General features: G+C 48.8%; 4 protein-coding genes. 1 reads left to right on the top strand and 3 read right to left on the bottom strand.

All coding sequences use genetic code 11. From position 1 onward, the window contains the following. Nucleotides 1–128: 128 nt before the first annotated feature. Genes NZ772_13145 through NZ772_13135 form a run of 3 tightly spaced genes read right to left on the bottom strand, consistent with a single transcriptional unit; the run spans nt 129 to nt 3,995 of the window. The gene (locus NZ772_13145) at nt 129–1,403 is read right to left on the bottom strand and encodes a glycosyltransferase family 4 protein (protein MCS6814496.1); all 1,275 of its coding nucleotides are present in this window, start codon (nt 1,401–1,403) and stop codon (nt 129–131) included. Further along, nucleotides 1,396–2,721 (bottom strand): polysaccharide pyruvyl transferase family protein, encoded by a 1,326-nt coding sequence (locus NZ772_13140; protein ID MCS6814495.1) that lies wholly within the window; start codon nt 2,719–2,721, stop codon nt 1,396–1,398. Before NZ772_13140 ends, NZ772_13145 begins: the two co-directional genes overlap by 8 nt. Next, complete coding sequence (locus NZ772_13135) at nt 2,718–3,995, bottom strand: ABC transporter ATP-binding protein (protein MCS6814494.1); 1,278 nt, start codon at nt 3,993–3,995, stop codon at nt 2,718–2,720. Before NZ772_13135 ends, NZ772_13140 begins: the two co-directional genes overlap by 4 nt. 269 nt (nt 3,996–4,264) lie before the next feature. Here NZ772_13135 and NZ772_13130 point away from each other — a divergent pair, with 269 nt between their 5' ends. Then, a complete protein-coding gene (locus NZ772_13130; GenBank protein ID MCS6814493.1) occupies nt 4,265–5,284 on the top strand; it encodes a hypothetical protein in 1,020 nt (339 codons plus the stop codon). Nucleotides 5,285–5,302: the final 18 nt, after the last annotated feature.

Here is a 5,302-nt window from a genome sequence, read left to right as displayed (position 1 = left end):
ATGCTATCGATCGCTGCTGGCAGGTGCCGTGCTGCATTATAAACAGCCATATTCACGGAAATCGCTGGAGTTTGCTGAGCCATGCCACTGTCATTCCTATTGCCTGAGTAGTTACGCATGATATTGACCTAACTGTTATCCACAGGTTGCTCAGGGTGATCGAGCCGATCATAGCTAGAACAACTAAGAGCAGACAGCCCCATCAGCTCCAATAGGGATTTCCGCTCCTGTTCCCAAGTAAACATATCGAGGGCACGCTGCCACCCAGCCTGTCCTAGGGTGTGGCGTAACTCTGCATCTTGCGCTAGGGTAACGATTCGCTCTGCCATCGCGATTGTATCGCCCTCTGGCACTAAAAACCCCGTTTCTCCCTCTACAACTTCTTCAGGAATGCCCGCATGGTGCGTTGCCACGATCGGCAACCCAGCCGCCATTGCCTCTAGGATGGCCACAGGCAGCCCTTCCTCATCCCCTGTTGCTGGGTCAGTCTTACTATGCTGCACAAAAATATCCGCAGACTGCATTAATGCCTGCACTACTGAGTTGGGCTGCTTGTCGTGAAAGGTCACAAAATCAGCCAGCCCCATCACGGCCACAAAGTCCCTAGCGGCTGGAAACAGAGCACCAGTGCCCACATAATCTAACCGCAGGGCAGGGTAAACAGCTACGGCCCGCCGAAAAGCATCTAGCAAGCAGATGGGTGATTTTTTAGGCACCATGCGTCCAACGGCAAGGCAGCGCACAGTCTCCTGCGTGGGTCGCCGGGGTGGTTGAGAGGGCACCTCGACACCATAGGGCACTGCATGAACCTTGTTAGGATTTAATCCCAGGGCGATTAGCCGATGGCGACTGACCTGGCTCATAGTCACCACCCCATCCGCTTGGTTGTAGCGCAAATAGGCCCGTTGCCAGTGGGGAGCGCGCAACTGCTGTGTGACATCATAGCCATGGGCATGGGCAAAAAAGCGGATTCCTAGGTCTTGGGCTAGGGGTAACCAGTCCAGAAACAAATCCAAATATTCCGCCAGAATGACTTGAACCTGATGGTGGGTCAGAAATTGCCTGATCGCTCTAGTCTGAATGGCTAATGGATTCATAAGAGTTGAAGGTAGTCTTAACCAGGTTCGCAACTTGTGAGCTAAGCGTACCCGAAATCCAGCCTGCACATGGCTAAGCACCAAGGTGGGAGCATCCACTGTCCAATGTCCCCCGCCTTGATCTGTCGAGTCATCCAAGGCAACAACGACGACTTGATCGGGCAGTAATTGCTCGATATGTCGCTGAATAAAGGTTTCTGACACTATCCCAACGCGACGTACAAAGATGGCTAAAGGTTTGCCACGGTGTTGAGCTAAGAGGCGATTGCTGGGCTGATCGTCGTAGGGGTGAACTGAGCTAGGCATGGGTAGTACTTGGCTGAGAACGATGGAGTTGGGGAGAAGATCGGGCGCGGTAGCGATCGTAAGCTTGCCGCAACACATGAGCCGCTTCCCAGGCCCGGTGATATTCCTGCTCTACCCCCGCAAATAAGGCTGCACGTTGGTCAGGCAACGCAGCCCAGTAGGCATCAACCTGACGAATCAATGTTTCTGCTTCCAGGGTTTCAATATCCTGCACCCAGTTCTGTTGCCCTAACTTAGTGAATAACTCCTGGGTCTTAAATTCGTAGGCAATAGGGAACACTGGCACCCCCATCGACAAGGACAAAATTGCCATGTGCATTCGCGTGGGAATCACCAAGTCAAAGGATTGTAACGCAGCCATCAGTTTCCGAGGCGGACGAAACTTTCGATCAACCGTGACCGCCGATCGTACCACGTCCGCAAGACCGCTGACAATTTGCACCGCTACTGCCGAATCATCTAACCAGTAATCGGGAATGCCTTGGCAGGTAGATAGGTAGGTCACTTGCACCCGATGATGGGTTACAAGATAGGTTGTTAAGGCTTGAAAGGCAGCGATATAGCGCTTCATACCTGTCTCTGCATCCATTGTCTTGAAGTGAGACCAGTCTCGTACCGAGATGGCTACCCGTTGCAGCGGTTGGGCAGGAGCTTGGGCCGCCGCTCGGATGGTGGCCAAATCGCCCAGGGCAAAGGCCGCATCTGCCATGATGTGGATCAAGCTAGGGTCAATGCCCAAATCGAGCAGGTGATCTTGGGAAGCTTGGCCGCGTACCAGGATGGCGATCGCCTGATTAAAAATAGGTTTGAGGGCAGCCCGAATGATTGGCTTGGTAAAAGGCCCCAGGGATTGGGTAAAAAATGCTAGCGGACAACCCCAACGCAATACTAGGTTGTAGTCAAAAATGCGTGGAGTCATGTCATAATTTTCGACCAAATAGGTGCCACCACCACTGATAGCCAAATCAGCAGACTGGTGATCCTCTAGCAAGGTCTGTTCTTCCGCTGTGAGTAAGATCTGCGCTAGCACGGCTAGCTTGTAGCGCAACAGCATTTCCCCTAGCCACAATCGCAGCCCATGCCACCAGCGTAGACGCTTACGAGTCACCGTGGGGTTGAGGTAATGTCCAAAACTTAAATAGGGCCACCGACGAAAGACAATGTCTGGGTAGAGCTTAGCGGCTGCATCGGGCTGGCGATCGTACACCACAACCTCTAAATCTTGCCCAAAGGTCGCCTTTAGCATCTCGATCGTGGCAATTAAAATAGCTGCATCTCCAGTGTTTAGCGTCACAATATTGCCGATGATAATTTTCATGGGCGGCTAATAACCAATGAATCGTTAGAGGTTTGTGAAACGACGGCCCATTCCCTAGGTTGGTAAAATAAGCCACGATCAATACTTTCCTTAGACTTCACCTTGAACTTGAATCCCTTAAAAAAGTCCAAATGATAGAGTCCATCTTGCTTCACAAATACATCCATCACATAGCCCCCTAGGCGTAACCCCAGGTAGGGTAACTTCACCTGAATTTCATAGGTACCTGGAGCTAACGTCAACTCCTGCTCATCTCCCCGGCTATTCAGCAGCAAAACTGTTTCTCCCCCTTCAGATAATCCAGAAATAACGAAGGAAATGCCTACTTTGTCAATAGGGCGATGCACTACACAACTGACACAAAAAGCCATAGGCTGACCACTAGTGGGCTGTTCTAACAGGTTGCCTTGGCCGTCTCTAAAAAACACTGACTGAATATCCAAACCATTACTGGTAGCGCTAGATTTGCTATCGATGAGTACAGAGCTTTTGAAATCTCCTACCCCGCTGAGCATTAAGTCTTCTTCGTAACGGTTGATGATTTCTGCTGTATCTCCTATAGCAGCCACTTCCCCTTTGTTGAGGTAAACTGCCGCGTCACAAATTGTCAGAACACTGTGGGCGTTGTGGCTCACTAAGATAAATGAGGTGCCCCTTTGTCGCAAGTCATGCAATTTTTGAAAGCATTTGCCCCGAAATGAGCTGTCACCAACAGCGAGCACTTCATCAATCAGTAGAATGTCAGGTTCGGTATGCACAGCGCAAGCGAATCCTAAGCGGGCTGACATACCAGAACTGTAACTGCTGACTGGGGCATCGATCGCATCGCCAATGTCCGCAAAATCCACCACATCCTGAAAGCGGGCATCAATTTCTGCCTTGGATAGCCCCAGAATTGACATGTTGGCATAGATATTTTCTCGACCAGTCAAAACTGGGTTGAAGCCCGCACTAAGGGCAATCAAGGGTGCTACTCGGCCTTTGATGGTAATTCGACCTGTATCAGGGCGAATTAAGCCACTGATAATACGCAAGAGCGTTGTTTTGCCACTGCCATTTTTGCCCACTAGCCCCAGTGCTTCTTTTCGGTGCAGAGTAAAGCTGACATTATGTAGTGCCCAAAACTCTTGTGGACGAAGCTTTTCACTTGTATCCCTAAGTCCTAGAAGCTCTGAGCTAATATCCTGCACACCATAGAACAGAGACCGCTTTAAGCTACGACAAAACTTTTTTGATACGCCGTCAATAGACAAAACGATATCGCTACTGGTCATCAGCAATGGCATTCCCCGTCTAGTGGATCCTGAGTCAGTATGCTATGGCAATTGCTAACAGAGAGCAATTGCTGACAGAGATGAATATAGACTAGTACTAAGACTTCCCAAAATCAGTGCTGTCTCAACAGCAGCTTAGTCGTCTAGTTTCTATCCTATCTCCTATCTAGAGCGCAGGTTGTAATCAATACATTTCTAGATTGCTATCCTCTGATTTATTTGCTATGCTCTTAGCGTATACAGGGGCGCACCAACGGGGCATCTAGCATATGCAGACTACTATTGAAGAGGCAACTGAAGAGGCAAGTAGTGTAAACTCCAATACTTTTGATTTTACATATCTTTTAGAGAAAATTGCTAAGGCAGAGTTTCTTCATCACCCTTTTCGTCATATCGAAATTAAAAACTTTTTCTCAGATGAGCATTTTTATGCAATTACCACGTCACCTCAGGTTAGGATTGCTAGGGCAAATACTACAAAGGAGTTGATTGATACTCTGTTTGCTCAGGGTTACGAGGTGATTCCCTTTCCAGGTTGCACAGTTTCAGTACGTGACTACCTACACTGGCTGAAGAGGCATTCAGGCTATGAAAACATTAGAACCTGCGAAGGTTTCGGCCTTACGTTTCGTCTCAAGCATTTTCATGATCCTATTTTGGCAGCATTAGACGAGTTCTTCAAATCGGCTGCGTTTAAGGCTACCCTAGAGCAGAAGTTTGGTATTGTTAGACCCACTAGCTCTGATACGGGTTTGCAAAAATATCTGCATGGCTATGAAATCAGCCCTCATCCTGATATTCGGAAGAAGGCTCTCACGTATATGCTTAATGTGAATCCGTGCAGCAACTCTGAAGACCTAGATATTCACACCCATTATTTAACCTTTAAGCCAGAAAAGCGTTTCATCGGGGAATTTTGGCGATATAACGAGGCTTACGATCGCTGCTGGCTGCCTTGGGAGTGGTGTGAAACCGTCAAGCGTCAATGCCAGAACAACAGCATTGTTATTTTCGCCCCCTCTTGGGATACTCTGCATGGGATTAAGCTGAATTATGATCACTTAGTAACCCAGCGCACCCAGTTCTATGGAAATCTCTGGTATCAAGATGTCCCCTTTTCTCCGACGATGCCTCAATACTACCAGTTTGATTTTAAGCCACAGCCTAAGCCGATGATCAGAACTCGCAAGTCAGTCCTGAAGTCCTACGCCAAGCAATTTGAGTCCTATGCCAAGAGAATGGTACCTCAGCCATTGAAGCGATTGATTAAACTGGTGATTCGGAGCTAGCGGCTCACGCACACAATC

The sequence above is a fragment of the Cyanobacteriota bacterium genome (assembly GCA_025054735.1).
In the GTDB taxonomy this organism is placed as follows: Bacteria; Cyanobacteriota; Cyanobacteriia; order SKYG9; family SKYG9; genus SKYG9.
The sequence above is the reverse complement of the archived record's forward strand: the minus strand, read 5'-3'. Positions and strand labels throughout refer to the sequence as shown.

What these genes read in the sequence shown, in the direction of transcription:
- NZ772_13145 (MCS6814496.1), bottom strand. Translation starts at nt 1,403, where the DNA reads ATGCCTAGCTCAGTTCACCCCTACGACGATCAGCCCAGCAATCGCCTC.
- NZ772_13140 (MCS6814495.1), bottom strand. Translation starts at nt 2,721, where the DNA reads ATGAAAATTATCATCGGCAATATTGTGACGCTAAACACTGGAGATGCA.
- NZ772_13135 (MCS6814494.1), bottom strand. Translation starts at nt 3,995, where the DNA reads ATGACCAGTAGCGATATCGTTTTGTCTATTGACGGCGTATCAAAAAAG.
- NZ772_13130 (MCS6814493.1), top strand. Translation starts at nt 4,265, where the DNA reads ATGCAGACTACTATTGAAGAGGCAACTGAAGAGGCAAGTAGTGTAAAC.